At 72.6% G+C, this 18,955-nt stretch carries 15 protein-coding genes and 1 rRNA gene; 9 read left to right on the forward strand and 7 right to left on the reverse strand.

Annotated elements, in window-relative coordinates; genetic code table 11:
• Positions 1-91, forward strand: a 5S ribosomal RNA gene (rrf, locus tag ACH4C6_RS20070); the annotation flags it as partial.
• 103 nt (positions 92-194) lie between these two features.
• On the opposite strand, the gene ACH4C6_RS20075 is transcribed toward rrf, so the two are convergent.
• On the reverse strand, positions 195-1,151 hold the full coding sequence (locus ACH4C6_RS20075) for a proline dehydrogenase family protein (RefSeq protein WP_398109947.1): 957 nt from the start codon (positions 1,149-1,151) through the stop codon (positions 195-197).
• Between the two features lie 133 nt (positions 1,152-1,284).
• Here ACH4C6_RS20075 and ACH4C6_RS20080 point away from each other — a divergent pair, with 133 nt between their 5' ends.
• On the forward strand, positions 1,285-2,289 hold the full coding sequence (locus ACH4C6_RS20080; protein ID WP_398109948.1) for a GlxA family transcriptional regulator: 1,005 nt from the start codon (positions 1,285-1,287) through the stop codon (positions 2,287-2,289).
• Between the two features lie 31 nt (positions 2,290-2,320).
• On the opposite strand, the gene ACH4C6_RS20085 is transcribed toward ACH4C6_RS20080, so the two are convergent.
• Genes ACH4C6_RS20085 through ACH4C6_RS20105 form a run of 5 tightly spaced genes read right to left on the reverse strand, consistent with a single transcriptional unit; the run spans position 2,321 to position 7,985 of the window.
• Positions 2,321-3,631, reverse strand: coding sequence for a DUF58 domain-containing protein (locus tag ACH4C6_RS20085; protein ID WP_398109949.1), 1,311 nt, complete (start codon positions 3,629-3,631; stop codon positions 2,321-2,323).
• Positions 3,631-4,620 (reverse strand): AAA family ATPase, encoded by a 990-nt coding sequence (locus tag ACH4C6_RS20090; RefSeq protein ID WP_398109950.1) that lies wholly within the window; start codon positions 4,618-4,620, stop codon positions 3,631-3,633. Before ACH4C6_RS20090 ends, ACH4C6_RS20085 begins: the two co-directional genes overlap by 1 nt.
• Positions 4,620-5,816, reverse strand: a complete 1,197-nt coding sequence (locus tag ACH4C6_RS20095; RefSeq protein WP_398109951.1) for a DUF4350 domain-containing protein — start codon at positions 5,814-5,816, stop codon at positions 4,620-4,622. Before ACH4C6_RS20095 ends, ACH4C6_RS20090 begins: the two co-directional genes overlap by 1 nt.
• Positions 5,813-6,580: a DUF4129 domain-containing protein gene (locus ACH4C6_RS20100; RefSeq protein ID WP_398109952.1), complete on the reverse strand. Its 768-nt coding sequence runs from the start codon at positions 6,578-6,580 to the stop codon at positions 5,813-5,815. The genes ACH4C6_RS20095 and ACH4C6_RS20100 overlap by 4 nt, the downstream gene beginning before the upstream one ends.
• 4 nt (positions 6,581-6,584) lie before the next feature.
• Positions 6,585-7,985, reverse strand: coding sequence for a glycerophosphoryl diester phosphodiesterase membrane domain-containing protein (locus ACH4C6_RS20105; protein WP_398109953.1), 1,401 nt, complete (start codon positions 7,983-7,985; stop codon positions 6,585-6,587).
• A gap of 140 nt (positions 7,986-8,125) precedes the next feature.
• On the opposite strand from ACH4C6_RS20105, the gene mtnA reads away from it, so the two are divergent.
• From mtnA to ACH4C6_RS20140, 7 genes are all read left to right on the forward strand, one after another.
• Complete coding sequence (gene mtnA, locus ACH4C6_RS20110) at positions 8,126-9,274, forward strand: S-methyl-5-thioribose-1-phosphate isomerase (RefSeq protein ID WP_398109954.1); 1,149 nt, start codon at positions 8,126-8,128, stop codon at positions 9,272-9,274.
• 438 nt (positions 9,275-9,712) lie between these two features.
• Positions 9,713-10,402 carry a two-component system response regulator MtrA gene (mtrA, locus tag ACH4C6_RS20115; RefSeq protein ID WP_189561841.1) on the forward strand — a complete coding sequence of 230 codons (690 nt, stop codon included), beginning with the start codon at positions 9,713-9,715 and terminating at the stop codon, positions 10,400-10,402.
• 1 nt (position 10,403) lies between these two features.
• Positions 10,404-12,578, forward strand: a complete 2,175-nt coding sequence (mtrB, locus tag ACH4C6_RS20120) for an MtrAB system histidine kinase MtrB (protein ID WP_398109955.1) — start codon at positions 10,404-10,406, stop codon at positions 12,576-12,578.
• Positions 12,568-14,394 (forward strand): LpqB family beta-propeller domain-containing protein, encoded by a 1,827-nt coding sequence (locus ACH4C6_RS20125; protein WP_398109956.1) that lies wholly within the window; start codon positions 12,568-12,570, stop codon positions 14,392-14,394. The genes mtrB and ACH4C6_RS20125 overlap by 11 nt, the downstream gene beginning before the upstream one ends.
• A 375-nt stretch (positions 14,395-14,769) precedes the next feature.
• Positions 14,770-15,690, forward strand: coding sequence for a ComF family protein (locus tag ACH4C6_RS20130; protein ID WP_398110423.1), 921 nt, complete (start codon positions 14,770-14,772; stop codon positions 15,688-15,690).
• Between the two features lie 313 nt (positions 15,691-16,003).
• The gene (gene hpf, locus ACH4C6_RS20135; protein WP_398109957.1) at positions 16,004-16,705 is read left to right on the forward strand and encodes a ribosome hibernation-promoting factor, HPF/YfiA family; all 702 of its coding nucleotides are present in this window, start codon (positions 16,004-16,006) and stop codon (positions 16,703-16,705) included.
• 204 nt (positions 16,706-16,909) lie between these two features.
• A complete protein-coding gene (locus tag ACH4C6_RS20140; protein ID WP_398109958.1) occupies positions 16,910-17,653 on the forward strand; it encodes a response regulator in 744 nt (247 codons plus the stop codon).
• A 69-nt stretch (positions 17,654-17,722) separates the two neighbouring features.
• Here the strand turns inward: ACH4C6_RS20140 and ACH4C6_RS20145 are convergent, their stop codons facing one another.
• Entirely contained in the window at positions 17,723-18,895 is a 1,173-nt protein-coding gene (locus tag ACH4C6_RS20145) for a winged helix-turn-helix domain-containing protein (RefSeq protein ID WP_398109959.1), read from the reverse strand.
• Positions 18,896-18,955: the final 60 nt, after the last annotated feature.

Here is an 18,955-nt window from a genome sequence, read left to right on the forward strand (position 1 = left end):
GCCCGGTTACATTCCGAACCCGGAAGCTAAGCCTTACAGCGCCGATGGTACTGCAGGGGGGACCCTGTGGGAGAGTAGGACGCCGCCGAACAATTGTTGGGGAAACCCCCGCATCGAAAGATGCGGGGGTTTTCTGCGTTTAAGGCACTGCCCTCTCGTGCCTGTCGGGTCGAGTTGGCCGGATCAGGTGGTGGTCATGCGGCCGCGTCGACGAGGGCTTGGAGCAGGCGCTGGGGGTCTTCGGCGATGCGGTTGCAGACGTAGAGCCACCATTCCGTGCCGAAGACGATGTACTCCCGGGTGGGGTGGCCGCGCTCGGCCATCGCTTGGAGGCGGTCGGGCCCGAGGCCGAGGAGAGTCTCGAACTCCCAAGGAGTGGAATCGGCACCCTTCCTTTCGAGGTGCTGGTCAATGCGGTTGATCAGATCCCAGTCGTGGGTGGCGAAGGAGCACAGATGGCCCGAGTCGGCCAACTGTTGTGCGTACGCAAGGTAGGCGGCGGTCAGGGCCGGCGCCTCGCGCCGGTGGGCGATGGCCTCAGGTTCGAGGAAGGCGCCCTTGACCAGTCGGATGCGGCCGGGGCGGGAAAGCAGTTCCGGCAGGTCGTCTGCGGTGCGATACAGGCGTGTTTGGAGGGTGATGCCCACATGGTCGAACCGCTCGCACAGCTTTCGATGCAGGGCAAGAACCTCGTCGGTCCGGTCGGACCCTTCAGCCGAGATCACCATCTCCCGCCCGGTGTCGGCGGTGGCCTGGGCGATGCGGGAGGCGTTGGCAAGGGCGAGCTCCGCATCGACGGCGAGGCCGATGTGGGACAGGTCGAGGGAGATCGAGCACCCGGGTGGCAGCAGACGGGCCGCGGAGAGGAACGTGTCGGTCTCTTCCGTGGCTCGCTGCGGGTCGCGGCAGCTCTCGCCCATGTACTCCACGTTCACGCGGTGGCCGGCGGCCAGGACCTGCTGCGCCCGTTCCAGAGCGTCGGGCAGGGTTTCACCGGCGACGTACCGCCGGGCAACTTTGCGGGTCAGAGGGCCGAGGACCGGGTCGTCTGGGACGTGCCACTTCAGCTCCTCGTCGAGCGCAAGCCCGCGCAGGACTTGGGCAACCTGTGACGAGAGGGCGGCGTTGGTGGCGGGGGTCTGCGTGGTCATGCGCTGTGCCTAGCTGTCGGCGGGATGGATGAACGCCTGCGAGCCTTCCAGGCCGATACTCCGACCTGAGAGTGGCAGAAACGTCAGGTAGGCTGAAATTCCTGCCAGCGTCGTAAGAGGAGATCGGGAGCCTGTGCTTCACGATGTCGCCGTCCTGGCCCTCCCGGGTGCCCACGCGTTCGAGCTGGGCGTGTTCTGCGAGGTCTTCGGGATCGACCGCAGCGACGACGCGCTGCCCTCGTACGACTTCGCTCTTGTCTCGGCCACCGGCGACAGCGTGCCGACCCGCCACGGCTTCGAGGTGCGGGCCCGGCACGACTTGGAGCGGCTGGCCTCGGCGGACCTCATCTGCGTTCCGGCCTATGACCTCAACGTGCGCCAGCCGGACCACCTGACCGAGGAACTGCGGGCTGCTGTGAAGCGTGGCGCTCGGGTCCTGAGCATCTGCACCGGGGCCTTCCTCCTGGGCGAGGCCGGGCTGCTCGACGAACGACGCTGTACCACGCACTGGCGCTACTCCGACGAACTCGCCCGCCGCTACCCGCGTGCCCGGGTCGAGTCGGACGTGCTTTACGTCGACGAGGACCCGGTCATCACCGGCGCCGGCACCGCCGCCGGCGTCGACACCTGCCTCCACCTCATCCGCAAGGAGCACGGCAGCGCCGTCGCCAACGCAGTCGCCCGCCGCATGGTCACGCCCCCGCACCGGGACGGCGGCCAGCACCAGTACCGCCAACGCCCCCTCCCCCGGGAGGGGACCGGGTCCCTCGCCCCGGTCCTGGCCTGGGTGGAAGCCAACCTCGACCAGGATCTGACCGTCGACGCCATGGCCTACCGTGCCCACCTCTCCCCACGGACCTTCGCCCGACGCTTTCGGCAGGAGACCGGGACCACGCCGTTGCAGTGGCTGACCGGACAGAGGGTCCTGCTCGCGCAGCACCACCTGGAGACCACGGACGACCCGGTGACCGCTATCGCCCACCGCACGGGCTTCGGTACCGTCGACAACCTCCGCCACCACTTCGCCCGGCACCTCGGCACGACCCCCCAGGCGTACCGGCGGGCGTTCAGAGCCCTGCCCACCAGCCGACGATCCGCGCCCCTCGCAGTTTCACAAGGGCCGCGCAGTACTGACTGACCGCTGTTCGGTCCACCCCTATGACTCGGTGTCAGAGGCGGCCGGCGGATTTTAGGGACAAGTAGGCGTCTGCCAGGGCGGGGGGCAGGTCTTCGGGGGTGGCGTCCACGACGGTGACGCCGTGGCGGCGGAGTTGTTCTGCTGTGCGGAGGCGTTCCGTCTGGGCCTGGGCCGCTGCTGCCGCCTCGTACACGGCGTCGATGTCTCCGCGGGACTGGGACATCGTCGAGATGTGCGGGTCCGCCACGGAGGCCAGGAGGACCGTGTGCCGCTGGGTGAGCTGGCCCAGGACCGGCAGCAGGCCCTCCTCGATCGGGGTGGCGTCCAGGGTGGTGAGGAGGACGATCAGGGACCGGCGGGGGGAGGTGCGCAGGGCGGTGGCCGCCAGGCCTCGGGCGTCCGTCTCGACCAGTTCGGGCTCGAGTGTGGACATGGCGCTGACCAGCGCCGGGAGGAGGTCGCCTGCCGTGCGGCCCTGGACGAGGGCGCGGACCTTGCGGTCGTAGGCCAGGAGGTCGACGCGGTCCCCGGCGCGGGAGGCGAGCGCGGCGAGGAGCAGGGCCGCGTCCAGGGAGGCGTCGAGGCGCGGGGCGTCGCCGACGCGGCCGGCCGAGGTGCGGCCGGTGTCCAGGACCAGGAGGATGTGGCGGTCCCGTTCGGGGCGCCAGGTGCGGACGGCGACCGTGGTCTGGCGGGCTGTGGCGCGCCAGTCGATGGAGCGGGTGTCGTCGCCGGGCACGTACTCGCGCAGGCTGTCGAACTCCGTGCCCTCGCCGCGGGTGAGGACGCTGGTGCGGCCGTCGAGCTCGCGCAGTCGGGCGAGCTTCGAGGGCAGGTGCTTGCGGCTGGTGAACGGGGGCAGGACGCGGACCGTCCAGGGGGCCTTGTGGGTGCCCTGACGCGCGAAGAGGCCGAGCGGCCCGTAGGAGCGGATGGTGACGCGGTCGGCCCGGCGGTCGCCGCGGCGGGTGGGGCGTAGGCGGGTGGTGACCCGGCGGCGTTCGCCCGGGGGGATCGTGAGCCGGTGGCGGGAGGCGTCGGTCTCGGTGCCCTGGTGCCAGCTGCTCGGGGGCCAGGCGTCGCGGAGACGGGCCCGCAGCGGGCGGCGGGACGGGTTGGTGATCGTGAGGGTGACGTCCGCGGTGTCGCCCAGGCGCACGGAGGTGTCACCGGAGCGCGTGAGGCTCAGACGGCGTACGGGGGCGGCCAGGGCGTAGTCGCAGGCGTATGCGACGGCCAGGGGTGCGTTGACCGCGAGAACGCCCGTCCAGCTGGGCTCCCAGATCCCGACGGGGAGGGAGCCCAGGGCCGCGAGGAGGGCGGCGCGTCCGGTGAGCGCCATCAGCGGGGAACGGGGACGTGGGCGAGGATCGCGGTGACGACCGAGTCGGCCGTGACGCCTTCCATCTCGGCCTCGGGGCGCAGTTGTACGCGGTGGCGGAGGGTCGGCAGGGCGAGGGCCTTCACGTCGTCGGGGATGACGTAGTCGCGGCCGGTCAGCCAGGCCCAGGCGCGGGCGGTGGCCAGGAGGGCCGTGGCACCGCGGGGGGAGACGCCGAGGGTGAGGGACGGCGACTCGCGGGTGGCACGGCAGATGTCGACGACGTAGGCGGTGATCTCCGGGGAGACCGTCGTCTTGGCGACGGCTGCGCGGGCCGCTTCCAGGTCGGCCGGGCCGGCCACGGGGCGTACGCCGGCGGCTTGGAGGTCGCGGGGGTTGAAGCCCTCGGCGTGGCGGGTGAGGACGTCGATCTCGTCCTGGCGGGAGGGCAGCGGGATGGTGAGCTTGAGCAGGAAGCGGTCCAGCTGGGCCTCGGGCAGGGGGTAGGTGCCCTCGTACTCGACCGGGTTCTGCGTCGCCGCCACCAGGAACGGCTCGGGGAGGGGGCGGGGGGTTCCGTCGACGGTGACCTGGCGTTCCTCCATGGCTTCGAGGAGGGACGACTGGGTCTTGGGGGGCGTGCGGTTGATCTCGTCGGCGAGCAGGAGGTTGGTGAAGACCGGGCCGGGCTGGAAGGAGAACTCGGCGGTGCGGGCGTCGTAGACCAGGGAGCCGGTGATGTCGCTGGGCATGAGGTCGGGGGTGAACTGGACGCGCTTGGTGTCGAGTTCGAGGGCGGAGGCGAGGGCGCGGACCAGGAGGGTCTTGGCGACGCCGGGGACGCCTTCGAGGAGGACGTGGCCGCGGCAGAGCAGGGCGACGACGAGACCGGTCACGGCGGGGTCCTGGCCGACCACGGCCTTGGCGATCTCGGCGCGCAGGGCCTCCAGGGAGGCCCGGGCGTCGCCCGGCTTCCCGCTCTGCCCGGCGTTGTCAGTGGTCGGGTCCATCATGGACGGCGTACCTCTCTTTCGAGGGCGTCGAGTCGGTCGGCGAGTGCGATGAGTGCTGCGTCGTCGCTGGGCGGTGGTCCGAAGAGGAGGGTGTGCAGGTCCTGTCCGTCGCCGTGGAGGTGGGAGGACAGGGCGGGCAGCAGGGCCTCGGGCGTCTGCGCCTGGGTGACGGGGACGCCTACGAGGGGGGCGAGGCGGGTGCGGGTGGTGGAGCGGAGAGCGTCGGCGGCGCGGTCGCGGGCGTCGGCCTTGCGGTAGAGGCGGGCGCGGCCTTCGGCGGTCTCGGAGGCGCGGATCGCGACGGGCAGTTGTTCGGGTACGAGGGGGCCGAGTCGGCGTGCCCGCCACAGGGCGGCGAGGGCCGCGGCGATGAAGAGCTGAAGGGTGCCCCAGAGCCAGCCCGAGGGGAGCAGGTCGAAGAAGCCGCGTTCGTCGTCGTCGCCGGTGGCCGACGTGTCGGAGAGCGAGGGGAGGTACCAGACCAGATGGGGGCGCGAGCCGAGGAGTTGCAGGGCGAGCGAGGCGTTGCCCTGCTCGTCGAGGCGGTCGTTGAGCAGGATGTCGGGCGCGCCGAGGACGACGGTGTCGCCGTCGCCCTGGTCGGCGGGGAGGCGCAGCAGGGTGGCCAGGCGCTCGCTGGGGTAGCAGGCGTCGGCGCCGAGGTGGGTGGTGGTGTAGCGGATGCCGCCCGTTTCGGCGGTGCCGGCGCGGCGGGCGGCCGGCAGGGCGCAGTCGGGGGAGAGCGCCGAGTCGAGGCTGGTGGCGGGGTCGGCGGTGACACCGGGGGCGAGTCGTTCGACGGAGGCGCTGCCGGGGGCGACCAGGACGGTGCGGCCGCCGGAGTCCTCGAAGGAGCCGTGCAGCCGGGTCTGCTGACTGCGGGTCAGCAGGTCGGGGACGGCGACCAGGAGGGTGGTGTCCTCGCGGGTCGCGGCGGCCGCCTCGTCCAGGGTGGTGACGACGCGGGTGTCCACGCCCCGGTCGGCGAGGAGTTCGGCGACCGCGCGGCTGCCGCCGGGGTCGGCGGAGCGCGGGTCGAGTTCGCCGTGCCGGGCGTCGGAGCGGAGCAGGGCGATGACGACGGCCCCCGCGAGGAGCAGGACGAGGGCGAGCGCGATGCCGCGCGTGCGGGTCCAGACCTGGCGTGCGGTGGGCGAGGCCGAGGTGGCGGGGAGCGTGGCCTCGGTGGTCATTCGGCGGCTCCCCGGCGTGCGTCGGGCGCGGTGCCCGCGCCGCTCGTCGCGAGGTGGGGCTTGGTGTGCTCCAGGTCGCGGTCGAGTCCGGCGACGCGGCGGTACGCCTCTTCGGTCCCGGTGCGGCCGCCGTACGTGACGTCGTCGAAGTCGCGGGCGGCCGAGCGGAGTCGGTCGGTGTGGGCGGGCAGGGCCCGGCCGGCTTCGGCGGCTGCCTCGTCGGCGGTGCGGCCGGGGCGGACGTCGAGCAGGGCGCGTTCTTCGAGGGCGCGGACGAGGGCGCGGGTGCGTTCCTGGACGGCCTGGGTCCAGTGGCCCTGGGCGGCGTGTGCCTCGGCGGCGGCGCGGTGGTCGGCGGCGCTGCGGGGGCGGTCGTCGAACAGGGCGGCCGAGGCAGCGGGGTGGCGGCGCGGGGTGCCGAGCCGCCACCACAGGGCGGCCAGCACGGCGACGACGGCCAGGACGACGACGACCAGGCCGAGCGGGCCGCCTGGGGTGGCGGACGAGGCGGTGCGGAAGAGGTCGTCGACCCACTCCCAGAAGGCGTCGAGGGCGCGCTGGAAGAGGCTCGGGTCGTTCTCGTGGTACATCCGCTTGGACAGCTCGCGCCGGGCCGCCTCCCGCGCCGGGTCGCGCGGGATGGTGACCGGTGGATCGTCGGCGGAGCGGGCCGGCGACAGCGTGGAGATGTCGCCGGCCCGTTGCAGCGTCCGTATGGTGGCGCGGGGCAGCGCCGTGGTGAGAAGTTCCCCCGCCCGGCTCACCGCATCAGCTCCGCGGGGTGGCGCCGGGGGTGGAGCCGTAGCCCTGGACGCCGGCGGCGCGGGCCAGTTCGAGGTCGAGGGCCTCGCGGCGGATGCGCTGGTCGATGTAGAGGAGCACGGTGACACCGGCCGTGATCGGGAAGGTGATCATCGAGCCGATCACCGAGCCGATGCCGCTGACGATGAGGAACGTCCAGCCGAGGCCGCCCCCGCCGGATTCGAGCCAGCCCGTGATGCCGTCCCCGCTGAGTGCGCCGGCGAGGAAGGTGAACGGGATGACGATGATCGAGGCGACGACGTTCGCGATGATCGTGGCGAGCAGCTGGATGCCGAAGATGCGCCACCAGGTGCCCTGGACCAGCTTCGCGGAGCGGGCCATGGCCTTCTTGATGCCCTGCTTCTCCAGCATCAGGGCGGGCGAGGCCAGGGAGAAGCGGATCATCAGCCACAGGGCGACGATGGTGGCGCCGATGATGCCGAGGACGGCCAGGGCGATGCCCGCGCCGGTGCTGCCGGCGACCGAGACGAGGATGCCCGGCAGGGTGCCGACGAAGACGATGCCGGCGGTGATGAGCAGCAACAGGCAGATCAGGCCGAAGAGTTTGAGGACCTGGGGGCGCGCGTCGCGCCAGGCCTCGCCGATGCTCACGGACTTGCCGAGTACGGCGCGGCTGGTGACGGTGGTGAGCAGGGCGGTGGCGACGACGGTGCCGACCAGGGAGATCACGAAGATGACCGTCGAGTCGAGCATGGCGTCGCCCATGGCGCGGCTCAGCTCGTCGAGGGTGGCGCTCGGGTCGTTCAGGGCCTCGGTGCTGGAGTCGTCGAGGACCAGTCCCCGGAACAGCACGACGATGATCTCGGTCAGGACCGCGACGGTCAGCGAGATGCCCAGGACGGTCCGCCAGTAGGTGCGCATGGTGGAGACGGCACCGTCGAGGATCTCGCCCACGCCGAGCGGGCGGAGCGGGATGACACCGGGTTTGGCGGCGGGCGGCGGGCCGCCCCAGCCGCCTCCCCAGCCGCCGGGGTGTCCGTAGCCACCGTGGCCCGGGCCTGCGGGACCGTGGCCGCCGTAACCGCCGGGAGGCTGGGGGCCCCAGCCCGGGCCGGGCGGCGGGGGCGGAGGGGCCTGGCCGGGGCCGGAGGAGCCTCCGGGCGCGGACCACTGGGCCGGTGGCGGCTGTTCCTTCGACCACTGCTGGCCGGGGCCCTGCGGGGCCTGACCCTGCTGTCCAGGCTGGTCCGCGGGCTGCGCGGGCTGCGCGGGCTGCGCGGGCTGCGCGGGCTGTGCGGGCTGTGCGGGACCGGGGCGGTCGGCGGGATCGGCAGGGCCGGACGCATCCGGCTTCTGCCCCTCGGACGGGGCGGATCCGGGCGAGGCCCAGCCCGGAGTGTCGTTCATCGTCGCTCCTTCACGGTGCCCGTCCGCGGTCGCGGCGGCAGGTTGGCAGCCATCGTGCCATGGGGTGGTCTTGGAGTGACCGGCCGCGGTAGGGGCTGCGTACCTTCAATTGTCCGCGCGAAAGGGGGCAGACTGACGGCATGGCTGATCAGTACGCGCACAGCGGCGATGACAAGCGGCCGACCGAGATCCCGGCGATCCGCTGGGAAGAGCCACCGGAAGGGCCGGTTCTGGTCCTGCTCGACCAGACCAGGTTGCCGGCCGAGGAGGTCGAACTGGTCTGCACGGATGCGTCCGCCCTGGTGGAGGCGATCCGCTCGTTGTCCGTGCGCGGGGCACCGCTGCTCGGCATCGCGGGCGCGTACGGCGTCGCGCTCGCCGCCGTGCGGGGTTTCGACGTGGACGAGGCCGCGGAGGCCCTGGCGAGTGCCCGGCCGACGGCGGTGAACCTGGCCGTCGGGGTCCGGCGGGCCCGCGCGGCGCACGAGGCGGCGCTCGCCGAGGGCGGTGACCTCCGGCAGGCGGCCGCGGCGGCCCTGGCCGCGGCGCGGCAGCTGCACCGGGAGGACGCCCAGGCCAGTGAGCGGATGGCCGAGCACGGCCTGGCGCTCCTGGACGAGCTGCTGCCCGGTGGCGGACACCGGGTGCTCACCCACTGCAACACCGGTTCGCTGGTGTCGGGCGGTGAGGGGACGGCGTTCGCGGTGGCGCTCGCCGCGCACCGCCAGGGGCGGCTGCGGAGGCTCTGGGTGGACGAGACGCGTCCGCTGCTCCAGGGGGCGCGGCTCACGGCCTACGAGGCGGCTCGCAGCGGGATGGCGTACACGCTGCTCACCGACAACGCGGCGGGGTCGCTGTTCGCCGCCGGCGAGGTGGACGCGGTGCTGATCGGGGCGGACCGCATCACGGCGGACGGCTCGGTGGCGAACAAGGTGGGGAGTTATCCGCTGGCGGTGCTGGCGCGGTACCACCACGTGCCGTTGATCGTGGTGGCTCCGGTGACGACGGTGGACCTGGACACGCCGGACGGGGCGTCGATCGAGGTCGAGCAGCGGGCCGGGCACGAGGTGACGGAGGTGGTGGCGCCGCAGGTGCCGGTGGCCGGTGTGGAGGCGGGCGGCGGTATCCCGATCGCGCCGCTGGGCACGCAGGCGTACAACCCGGCGTTCGACGTGACGCCGCCCGAGCTGGTGACGGCGATCGTGACGGAGGAGGGCGTCGTCTCGCCGGTGACCGCGGAGGCGCTCGCCGAGGTGTGCGCGCGGTCGCCCAGGGCCGCGACGGGCTGAGCGGCGGCCCACCGAGAGGGCGGGGCGGACACACCCGGGGCGGGGCGGCCTGTGTGGCGTCTCGCCCCTTCGGTGTGTTCGGGGCCCGTGCCCGTCCTTGCCCGGGGGCTGGTGGTGGTGTGGTGCCCGTCCTTTGCCCGGGACTGGTGGCGGCGTGGTGATCGTTGCGCCGGGGTGCCGGGCGCGGGGGAGTCATGGGTTCCCGGCCGAGCCCCCCGGGGCTTCCCATCGCGGTCCGTAGGGCCGTCCTACCCCGTGCCCCTCTCCACGTAGGAGTCCTGCCCCGGGGCGGCCGCCGGGCGGGGTGCCGGCCGGGGCGGCGTCCCGGCCAGGGATCATGGGCGGGCGGGCCAGGGCAGACAGTGGCGCTTGCTGCGACTATGGTCACTGGCCGGTGACCTACCTCACCACTGCCTTCGCCACTGTTATGAGAATGGGATGATGTCGTTTATGAAGGGACGAGTCCTTGTCGTCGACGACGACAGCGCACTTGCCGAGATGCTCGGCATCGTGCTGCGTGGTGAAGGTTTCGAGCCGTCGTTCGTGGCCGACGGCGACAAGGCGCTGGCCGCCTTCCGCGAGTCCAAGCCCGATCTGGTGCTGCTCGATCTGATGCTTCCCGGCCGGGACGGCATCGAGGTGTGCCGCCTGATCAGGGCGGAGTCGGGTGTGCCGATCGTGATGCTCACGGCCAAGAGCGACACGGTCGATGTCGTCGTGGGCCTGGAGTCGGGCGCGGACGACTACATCGTGAAGCCGTTCAAGCCGAAGGAGCTGGTGGCCCGGATCCGGGCGCGGCTCAGGAGGTCCGAGGAGCCGGCTCCGGAGCAGCTCGCCATCGGTGACCTGGTCATCGACGTGGCCGGGCACTCCGTGAAGCGGGACGGGCAGTCGATCGCGCTCACGCCGCTGGAGTTCGACCTGCTGGTCGCGCTGGCGCGCAAGCCGTGGCAGGTGTTCACGCGCGAGGTGCTGCTGGAGCAGGTGTGGGGCTACCGGCACGCGGCGGACACGCGGCTGGTCAACGTGCACGTGCAGCGGCTGCGCTCCAAGGTCGAGAAGGACCCGGAGAAGCCGGAGATCGTGGTGACGGTCCGTGGTGTCGGGTACAAGGCAGGACCGAGCTGACATGTCCGGTGACAGTGCCGCTTCGGCGCCCGGCCGGTCCGGGGCCCGCCCGGGGCGGCCTGTCGGGCGGAGGAAGACCCGTTCGCGCTGGGCACGCCTCCTGGACGGCGGACTGCTCCAGGGCGGGGTGCAGGGCAGCCCGGTCATCCGCCTGTTCATGCGGTGGGTGCGCAGGCCGCTGCTGCCCGTCATGCGGCTGTGGCGGCGCAACATCCAGCTCAAGGTCGTCGTCACGACGCTGCTGATGTCGCTGGGCGTGGTCCTGCTGCTCGGTTTCGTCGTCATCGGCCAGGTGCGCAACGGCCTGCTGGACGCCAAGGTGAAGGCGTCCCAGAGCCAGGCGACCGGCGGGTTCGCGGTGGCCAAGCAGCGCGCCGACGAGCCCGCGAGCAGCACCGGCGACGACGTCCCGGCCGGTGACGGCCGCTCCGCGCAGAACGTCACCCAGTGGATGAGCGACCTCGTCTCGTCGCTGTCCAGCGGTGGCCAGGGCGCCTTCGACGTGGTGACGCTCCCCGCCTCCGACGCGGCCGGTGCGGACGGCCGCGGCCAGCGCGCCTCGGGCGAGGTGAACTGGAGCGAGAGCGTGCCCGCCGCCCTGCGCGAACGGGTCGGACGCGGCACCGCCGCCGCCCAGAGCTACACCCGCATCACGTACAACAACGAGACGAAGGACTCCCAGCCCGGCCTGGCCATCGGCAAGCAGGTCAACGACCCCAACGGCGACCCGTACCAGCTGTACTACCTCTTCCCGCTCACCCAGGAGGAGAAGTCCCTGAGCCTGGTGAAGGGCACGCTGGCGACGGCCGGGCTGTTCGTGGTCGTGCTGCTCGGGGCCATCGCCTGGCTCGTCGTGCGGCAGGTCGTCACGCCGGTCCGGATGGCCGCGGGGATCGCCGAAAGGCTGTCGGCCGGGCGGCTCCAGGAGCGGATGAAGGTCACCGGCGAGGACGACATCGCGCGGCTCGGTGAGGCCTTCAACAAGATGGCGCAGAACCTCCAGCTCAAGATCAGCCAGCTGGAGGACCTGTCGCGGATGCAGCGGCGGTTCGTGTCGGACGTGTCGCACGAGCTGCGGACGCCGCTGACGACCGTGCGGATGGCCGCGGACGTCATCCACGAGGCGCGCGAGGACTTCGACCCGGTGACCGCGCGGTCGGCGGAGCTCCTGGCCGACCAGCTGGACCGGTTCGAGTCGCTGCTCGCGGACCTGCTGGAGATCAGCCGGTTCGACGCGGGAGCGGCGGCACTGGAGGCGGAGCCGATCGACCTCAGGAACGTCGTCCGGCGGGTCGTCAGCGGGGCCGAGCCGCTCGCCGAGCGCAAGGGCACCCGGATACGGGTGCTGGGCGACCAGCAGCCCGTCGTCGCCGAGGCGGACGCGCGGCGCGTGGAGCGCGTGCTGCGCAACCTCGTGGTGAACGCCGTCGAGCACGGTGAGGGCAAGGACGTCGTCGTCCGGCTCGCCGCGGCCGGCGGTGCGGTCGCCGTCGCGGTGCGGGACTACGGGGTCGGGCTGAAGCCGGGGGAGGCGACCCGGGTGTTCAGCCGCTTCTGGCGGGCCGACCCGGCACGCGCGCGTACCACGGGCGGTACCGGCCTGGGGCTGTCCATCGCCCTGGAGGACGCGCGGCTGCACGGCGGCTGGCTCCAGGCGTGGGGTGAGCCGGGTGGCGGCTCGCAGTTCCGGCTGACACTGCCCAGGACGGCGGACGAGCCGCTGCGGGGATCGCCGATACCGCTGGAGCCGAAGGACTCGCGGCGCAACCGGGGGCTCGACGATGCCGGGCTGCCCTGCGGCGGCGGGGACGGCGAGAAGCGGGCCACCGTACCGGCGCAGCCGGCGGGCGGATCCGCGACGGGCGCGACCCGCGATCCGATACCGCCGCGTGCGGCCGCGGTGCCGCCCACGGCGGACCCGACGGCCCTGCCCGGCAACGGCTCGCGCGTGGTGCCCCGACCGGCCTCGGGCACCGGGCGTCCGGCCCAGGACCGGGACCCGGGCGCCGGGGGAGCCGCCGGGGGTGACCCGACCGGGGGCTCGACGGGCGCCGACCGGGACCCGGGCGCGAACGGATCGGGGACCGCGGACAGGGACGAGGCAGCCGCAGCCTCCGGCGGGGAGACCCGGCCGGCGGATGCGCACAGGCAGGGGGAGGCATCTCGTGGGCGCTGACCGCGAGGGGCGCGGCCGGCGCAGGCACGCGCGCGTGACGGCGTTCGCCACCGGGGGTGTCCTGGTGCTGGCGGGGTGTGCCTCGATGCCGGACAGCGGCGATCTGAGGGACGTGGAGTCCACGCCGCGCCAGGAGACCCAGGTGCGGGTGTTCGCCGTGCCGCCGGGCGAGGACGCCAGGCCCCAGGACATCGTGCAGGGCTTCCTCGAGGCGCTGACCAGTGACGATCCCGACTACAAGACGGCACGGCAGTACCTCACGGGCGACGCCGCGAAGACGTGGCGTCCCGAGGTGTCCACCACCGTGCTGACGGACGGGCCCGGTGCGAAGGCCGTGGGCGCGGACGGCCGGGAGGACACCGGCGAGATGTCGTACATGCTGACCGGCACCAAGGTGGCCACCGTGGACGCGCAGCAGTCCTACGCGCCGGCGACCGGGGCGTACGGCAGGACGGTGCACCTGACGCAGGACCGCAAGCGGCAGTGGCGGATCGACGCACTGCCGCAGGGGGTCGTCATGGGGCAGTCGGACTTTCAGCGCAACTACATGTCCGCCAGCAAGTACTACTTCGCCTCGAACACCGCCGAAGCGGCCGCGGACAGCCAGCCCACGGCCGTCGCCGACCCCGTGTACGTGCGCAGGCGCGTCGAGCCCGTGAAGCAGATGGTGAACTCCCTGCTCAACGGGCCGAACCGGTGGCTCGGGCCGGTGGTCCGCTCGAGTTTCCCGACGGGCACGGCACTGGCGAAGAACGCGGGCGCGCTGACTCCCGACGACCGCAACCGGCTGACCGTCCCCCTCAATGACAAGGCCGCGGGCGTCGGCACCAACCGGTGTGAGGAGATGGCGGCCCAGCTGCTGTTCACGCTGCGGAACTTCAGCCCCACCGTGGAATCGGTCGAGCTGCGGGCCGGCGGGGCGGAGCTGTGCACCCTCGCGCGGGAGGGAGCCGACGCGGCCGCCTTCCGCACCACGGCACGCCCCCCGAACTTCCTGTACTTCCTCGACGGCAAGCACCGGCTCGTCCGGACCTCGGTCGGCAACGGCACCGACACCGACCCGGCGCCCGGGGCGCTCGGCGACGGAGAGACGGCCCTGCGGTCGGCCGCGGTCTCACGCGACGAGCACAGGGCGGCCGGCGTCGGTCTCGACGGCAAGTCGCTGTACGTGGGGTCGCTGGTGTCGGGCGGGTCGCTGGGCGAGCCCGTGCTGCGCAGCGCGGGCCCGAGCGAGACGGACCGGCTGACGACGCCGAGCTGGGACGCCGACGACGGCCTGTGGATCGCCGACCGGGATCCGGACGACCCCCGGCTGCTCCTGCTGGAGGAGGGGAAGGGCGAGCCGGTCGAGGTGCGCACCCCGGAGCTGGACGGGCGGATCCAGTCCGTCCGGGTCGCCGCGGACGGGGTGCGGATCGCGCTGGTCGTGGACAAGGGCGGCAAGAAGACGCTGCTCATCGGGCTGATCGAGCGGGACGAGAGGGCCGACGGGCAGCCCGAGGTGCGGGTCGTCGAACTCCGCTCCCCGACGCCCGAGCTGGAGAAGGTGACCACCGTGTCGTGGGCCGGCGACAGCCGGCTCGTGGTGGTCGGCCGCGAGCACGGCGGCGTGGAGCAGATGCGGTACGTGCAGGTCGACGGTTCCACACCGGACGTGCCGGCGCCCGCGGCACTGTCGGGCGTCAAGGAGGTCACGGCCTCCGAGGACGACCAGTTGCCGCTGGTGGCGAACTCGGTGGACGGCATCGTGCGGCTGCCGTCGGGGGCGCAGTGGCAGAAGGTGACGGAGGGGACGGCGCCGGTTTATCCGGGGTGAGGCGGTTCCGCCTGCCCGATTGCCCGCCTGCCGGTCCGGCGGCCTGTGACTTCCCGGGGGCGGGTCCTTGCGGGGCGGCCCGCCGCGGCTGCTCGCCGCGGTTGCTCGCCGTGGCCGCTGCTCGCCGCCGCTGCCTGCCGTGGCTGCCCGCCGCTGGGTTGCCTGTCGTGGCTGCCCGCCGTCGGCTGCGGGCCGTGAGATGCGTGCCCTGGGCCGGGGGCCGGCCCGACCCGGGCTGTGTGCCTCACTCGTGTGAGTGACGGGCTTGTCGGTCCGCCCCGGCTTGTCCACAGGCCGTTTTCCACAGGGGTGGAAGGGTCGTGGCCCGGTCGGCAGAGTGGTGGCCGTGCGGGGGTGATGGCCATGGCGATGGCGATGCGGGACTGGTGGCGGGAGCTGTCGGAGCTGGTGCTGCCGGGGGAGTGCGGGGGCTGTGGGGCGCCCCGTGCGGTGCTGTGCGGGCCGTGCCGTGCGGTGCTCGGCCGGACGGGGGCGTGCCGGGTACGGCCGGACCCGGAGCCGCCCGGGCTGCCGGAGGTGCACGCGGCGGCACCGTACGAGGACGAGGTGAGGGCCGCGCTGCTGGCCCACAAGGAGCGGGGTGCGCTGGCGCTGGCCGGACCGCTCGGTGTGGCCTTGGCCGGGGCCGTGCGGGCGGGCTTGGGCGGCCTCTCGGACGGTGCGGCAGCCCGGCCTCTGCCGACGGCGGGAAGAGGCGTGGGCAGCGGGGCTCCGGTGCTGCTCGTGCCGGTGCCGTCCGGGCGGCGGGCGGTCCGGGCCCGGGGGCATGATCCGGCCCGGCGCATCGCCCTCGCGGCGGCGGGCGAACTGCGCAGGTGCCGGGTGGCGGCCCGGGTGCTCGCGGTGCTGCGACAGCGGCGGGCCGTCGCGGACCAGTCGGTGCTCAACTCCCGGCAGCGGACGGAGAATCTCGCCGGCGCGCTGGCGGTGGTCCCTGCGGGTGCCGGGCTGCTCTCCGGCGGGCGGGTCGTCCTCGTCGACGACCTGATGACCACGGGGGCGTCCCTCGCGGAGGCCGCTCGTGCCCTGCGCGCGGCCTCGCCCGGGCCGGCGGCGGGGCCGATTCCGAACGCCACGGGCAGCTCGTCCGTGTACGGGGGGAAGACCTGGGAAGGCAGAGAAGAACAGAACGTCGGATCAAGAGGGGAGAGGACGGGTCGACGGTCCGGGCGGCAGGAAAACGCGAGCGTGAACGGCGTCTGCCGGGGCGTCGATGTGGTGTGCGCGGCAGTGGTCGCGGCGCCACCGGACTCTTTCGAAATAAACCGGAACTGACTGAGATCTTGTGTCGTTGCAGGTAATGAGAAGACCTATTCACCTGAACGGAGGTACGCCGCAGTAGAGGGTGACGACATCCGTCCGGGCGAGATATGTTCGGTTGAGAGGGAAAGCCGCAGGCCACACCTCTTCGAATCCGAATGCCGTGCTGCGGGTTCTGTGTTCATCACCCGCACCGGTGGAGTGGAGATCTCGCTCATGGGGGAGGAGGTGGAAGTCACCGAGTCCGAGGTTCCGGGACTCACCGGAACCTGGTGCAAAAGGGAGACGCTTCGCAGAGAAGCGGAGCGATCCGGGAACGGAGTTCTGCGTGGACATCGTCGTCAAGGGCCGCAAGACCGAGGTGCCCGAGCGGTTCCGGAAGCACGTGGCCGAGAAGCTGAAGCTGGAGAAGATCCAGAAGCTCGATGGCAAGGTGATCAGCCTCGACGTCGAGGTGTCCAAGGAGCCCAACCCCAGGCAGGCCGACCGCTGCGACCGGGTGGAGATCACTCTCCGCTCCCGCGGTCCGGTGATCCGGGCGGAGGCAGCGGCGAGCGATCCGTACGCGGCGCTCGACCTGGCGGCGGAAAAGCTGGAGGCCCGGCTGCGCCGGCAGCACGACAAGCGCTTCTCGCGTCGTGGCGCGCGCCGGATCCCGGCCGCCGAGGTCGCCGACCACGTCCCGGGTGTGGCGACGCTCAACGGCAACGGCCTGGCGACCTCCGCCGACCAGGAGGAATCCGAGTCGGCCGTCCCGACGAAGAAGATCGGCTCGCTGGAAGTACAGGGTGACGGCCCCATCGTGGTCCGCGAGAAGACCCACGTCGCAGCACCCATGACCCTCGACCAGGCTCTCTACGAGATGGAGCTGGTCGGGCACGACTTCTACCTGTTCGTCGACTCCGAGACCAAGGAACCGAGTGTCGTCTACCGTCGGCACGCCTACGACTACGGCGTGATCCACCTCAGGACGGACACGATGGTCACCCAGTCGCACTCTCCCGAGGCGGGCGGTGCGCTCGGCGGCTGACCACGCCGGGTGACAGCGGAGCAGGTGCCCCTGGAGCGCGTGTGCGCCCCCAGGGGCACCCCTGTGCGACCACTTCGCGCCCCGCTCCGTCACCCCGGTGCCGCCCGGGCATGGAATCATGAGGGCCACGGCCCAACCGGTGGGTCGTTGCTCTGGGTTGGCGATGGCTCAGGACCACAGGCCACAGCCTCAGGGGGAGGAACGATGGCGGACAGCTTCGGACCGATGCGTGACGGTGATGCCGGCGGCGTCGTCGGCATGGGCCCGGACACGGGGACTCCACGCAAGGAACCGATCAGAGTCCTCGTGGTGGACGACCACGCGCTGTTCCGCCGGGGTCTGGAGATCGTGCTCGCGGCCGAGGAGGACATCCAGGTCGTCGGGGAGGCGGGTGACGGCGCCGAGGCCGTCGAGAAGGCCGCCGATCTGCTGCCGGACATCGTTCTGATGGACGTGCGGATGCCCAAGCGCGGGGGGATCGAGGCCTGCACCTCCATCAAGGAAGTGGCTCCCAGCGCGAAGATCATCATGCTGACGATCAGCGACGAGGAAGCCGACCTCTACGACGCCATCAAGGCGGGCGCGACCGGTTATCTCCTCAAGGAGATCTCCACGGACGAGGTGGCCACCGCCATTCGCGCGGTGGCCGACGGGCAGTCGCAGATCAGCCCGTCCATGGCGTCGAAACTGCTCACCGAGTTCAAGTCGATGATCCAGCGCACGGACGAGCGCCGGCTGGTGCCCGCGCCGCGTCTGACGGACCGTGAACTCGAAGTCCTCAAACTCGTCGCGACGGGTATGAACAACCGGGACATCGCCAAGGAGTTGTTCATCTCCGAGAACACCGTGAAGAACCATGTGCGCAACATCCTGGAGAAGCTGCAGCTGCACTCCAGGATGGAAGCGGTGGTGTACGCGATGCGCGAGAAGATCCTCGAGATCCGCTGACGCCGGACGGGCGCGGACTGACGGCCGTCGCGCAACGGCCGTCCCGCGACGGCGACGGCGGTTCCGCGATCACGCGGTCAGTCGGGCCAGCTCCGTCACGAGGGCGGCGCGCAGGTCCGGGGCGTCGACCCGCTCCACGCGGACGTCCGTGCAGTCCACCCAGGTCGCCGCCTCGGCCAGGGCCTGGGCGACGGCGGGAACCGCCTTGGGACCGTCGAGCGTGACCTGCTTCGCCACGAGCGTGCTGCCCGCGCGGGCCGGGTCCACGCGGCCGACCAGCCGGCCGCCCGCCAGGACCGGCATCGCGAAGTAGCCGTGGATCCGCTTCTGCCGGGGCACGTAGGCCTCCAGGCGGTGGGTGAAGCCGAAGATCCGCTCCGTGCGCGCCCGTTCCCAGATGAGGGAGTCGAAGGGGGACAGCAGGGTCGTGCGGTGACGGCCGCGCGGGGGAGACGCCAGCGCCGCCGGATCGGCCCAGGCCGGCTTCGACCAGCCCTCGACCGTGACCGGGACGAGCCCGGAGTCGGCGATCACCGCGTCGACCTGCTCGCCCTTGAGGCGGTGGTAGTCGGCGATGTCCGCCCGCGTGCCCACCCCCAGGGACCGGCCCGCCAGAGCCACCAGGCGGCGCAGGCACTCCGCGTCGTCCAGCTCGTCGTGCAGCAGCGGCTCCGGGATCGCGCGCTCGGCGAGGTCGTAGACGCGCTTCCAGCCGCGGCGCTCCACGCACACCACCTCGCCGTGCATCAGGGCGCGCTCCACGGCGACCTTCGAGCCCGACCAGTCCCACCAGTCGTTCGTCTTCTTGGCGCCGCCCAACTCCGTCGCCGTCAAGGGGCCTTCGGAGCGGAGCTGCTTGATGACCTGGTCGTAGGCGCCGTCCGGCAGCTGGTGGTTCCAGTGCGGCCGGTTGCGGTAGGCGCGGCGGCGGAACGCGAAGTGCGGCCACTCCTCGATGGGCAGGATGCAGGCGGCGTGCGACCAGTACTCGAAGGCGTGCGTGTCCCGCCAGAAGGCGTCCTCGACGGTCCTGCGGCCGACCGCGCCCAGCCGGGCGTAGGGGACCAGCTCGTGGGAGCGGGCCAGGACCGAGATGGTGTCGAGCTGTATCGCGCCCAGGTGGCGCAGGACGCCGCGGACACCGGCGCGGCGGTCGGGGGCGCCGAGGAAGCCCTGGGCGCGCAACGCGATTCTGCGGGCCTCGTCCGCCGAGAGGTCTGCGAGGGGGCGCGGGGTGGTCATGCTCCGCACGATAGGGGGTGGGACTGACAGTCCGCGGTGACCTGCGGAGAAACCGGCGGC

This window comes from Streptomyces sp. NPDC017943, from assembly GCF_044328425.1.
Lineage (GTDB): Bacteria > Actinomycetota > Actinomycetes > Streptomycetales > Streptomycetaceae > Streptomyces > Streptomyces djakartensis_A.

What these genes read in the sequence shown, in the direction of transcription:
- ACH4C6_RS20140 (WP_398109958.1), top strand. Translation starts at nt 16,910, where the DNA reads ATGGCGGACAGCTTCGGACCGATGCGTGACGGTGATGCCGGCGGCGTC.
- ACH4C6_RS20075 (WP_398109947.1), bottom strand. Translation starts at nt 1,151, where the DNA reads ATGACCACGCAGACCCCCGCCACCAACGCCGCCCTCTCGTCACAGGTT.
- mtrB (WP_398109955.1), top strand. Translation starts at nt 10,404, where the DNA reads ATGTCCGGTGACAGTGCCGCTTCGGCGCCCGGCCGGTCCGGGGCCCGC.
- mtrA (WP_189561841.1), top strand. Translation starts at nt 9,713, where the DNA reads ATGATGTCGTTTATGAAGGGACGAGTCCTTGTCGTCGACGACGACAGC.
- ACH4C6_RS20090 (WP_398109950.1), bottom strand. Translation starts at nt 4,620, where the DNA reads ATGGACCCGACCACTGACAACGCCGGGCAGAGCGGGAAGCCGGGCGAC.
- mtnA (WP_398109954.1), top strand. Translation starts at nt 8,126, where the DNA reads ATGGCTGATCAGTACGCGCACAGCGGCGATGACAAGCGGCCGACCGAG.
- ACH4C6_RS20130 (WP_398110423.1), top strand. Translation starts at nt 14,770, where the DNA reads ATGCGGGACTGGTGGCGGGAGCTGTCGGAGCTGGTGCTGCCGGGGGAG.
- ACH4C6_RS20105 (WP_398109953.1), bottom strand. Translation starts at nt 7,985, where the DNA reads ATGAACGACACTCCGGGCTGGGCCTCGCCCGGATCCGCCCCGTCCGAG.
- ACH4C6_RS20145 (WP_398109959.1), bottom strand. Translation starts at nt 18,895, where the DNA reads ATGACCACCCCGCGCCCCCTCGCAGACCTCTCGGCGGACGAGGCCCGC.
- ACH4C6_RS20095 (WP_398109951.1), bottom strand. Translation starts at nt 5,816, where the DNA reads ATGACCACCGAGGCCACGCTCCCCGCCACCTCGGCCTCGCCCACCGCA.
- ACH4C6_RS20085 (WP_398109949.1), bottom strand. Translation starts at nt 3,631, where the DNA reads ATGGCGCTCACCGGACGCGCCGCCCTCCTCGCGGCCCTGGGCTCCCTC.